Origin of the sequence: Mycobacterium sp. E2462 (genome assembly GCF_001672685.1) — a bacterium.
Taxonomy (GTDB): domain Bacteria; phylum Actinomycetota; class Actinomycetes; order Mycobacteriales; family Mycobacteriaceae; genus Mycobacterium.
Window position 1 is genome coordinate 1 of record NZ_LZKC01000363.1, and the last position, 1226, is coordinate 1226.

Here is a 1226-nt window from a genome sequence, read left to right on the forward strand (position 1 = left end):
CCGAAGTCGGAGGCGAACTTTCGGGCGTGCCCGCCGCCGGTCGCGTCCTTGATGGTGGGCGCGGGCACGGCGTGGTCCATGATGACCGCGAGCTTGTCGGGGTCGTGGATCCGCGTCGGTGGGATCCACATGGTGGCGAATTGCAGGTCGATCAGCACCGTCATGTCGACGTCGACCACGACGGTGTCACCCGGCGCCACCGCCTCGCGGCCGGCCTTGCGGGCGAGGATCTTTTCGATGATGGTCATGCCCATGAGGCGGCCTTGCTGCGGTGCGCGTACTTGTCGTCGAGGGAGCGCCAGTCGGCCATGCCGACCAAGTTGAAGAAGTCGGCGGGACTGCCGGGCAGGTGGGCCGCGGCGTCGGTGCCGTTGAGCTCGCAGAGGCTGTGCAGCATGCCCAGAGTCGCGTGCAGCAGCAGGTTGCTCGGGTGGATGGCGATGGCGTAGCCCAGTTCCTGCAGCCGGGCCGGCGACTCGAGCGGCGTAAGGCCGCCCTGCACCAGGTTGATCAGCAGAACAGCGTCGACTTCCCTTGCGATGCGCTCGATCTCGGCGGCGTCCTGCGGTGCCTCCACGAAGATGACGTCGGCGCCCGCCCGCGCGTAGCGGTTGGCGCGCTCGATCGCGGCGTCCAAGCCGAGTGGTGCGCGGGCATCGGTGCGGGCCACCACCAGCAAGTCGTCATCCGAGCGAGCGTCCAGCGCCGCGGCCAGGGTCTGCTCGAACACCGCCGCGTCGACTACCTGCTTGTCCGGTAGGTGACCGCAGCGCTTGGGAAAGACTTGATCCTCCAACTGGATCGCCGCCACCCCGGCCGCGTCGTAGGCGCGCACGGTCCGAACCACGTTCATCGGTCCGCCGTAACCGGTGTCGGCGTCGGCGATCAGCGGGACGTCGCCCAGCACCTGGGTGATCATGGCGGCCCGCTCGGCCATCTCGGAACCGGTCACCAGCCCGATGTCGGGCAGCCCGAAGCCCGAGGCCGCCACGCCGGCGCCCGTCAGGTAGGCCGCGGCGTGGCCGGTCCGCTTGGTCAGTTGTGCCGAGATGCCGTCGAAAACGCCTGGCGCGATGATCAATTCGCGGCTATCGAGCAGTTCCCGGAGTCGTCGCCGGGGTGCGGTGCTGGGCATGTCGTTCCTTTCAGTCGAGCGCGCCCGCGACGGGCGGGGCGAGCAGGTCGATGAGGTCTGCGATGTCCTCGAGGCTGTCTAGGCCCGTCAG

Annotated in this window: 1 protein-coding gene and 1 pseudogene; both read right to left on the reverse strand. The window is 69.1% G+C overall.

Translation table 11 applies throughout. The features are described from left to right. Positions 1–254: pseudogene (locus A5714_RS19145) on the reverse strand (3-isopropylmalate dehydratase); the annotation flags it as partial. Beyond that, complete coding sequence (locus A5714_RS19150; protein ID WP_068287810.1) at positions 245–1135, reverse strand: oxaloacetate decarboxylase; 891 nt, start codon at positions 1133–1135, stop codon at positions 245–247. The gene A5714_RS19150 and the pseudogene A5714_RS19145, both read right to left, overlap by 10 nt. Between the last annotated feature and the right edge of the window lie 91 nt (positions 1136–1226).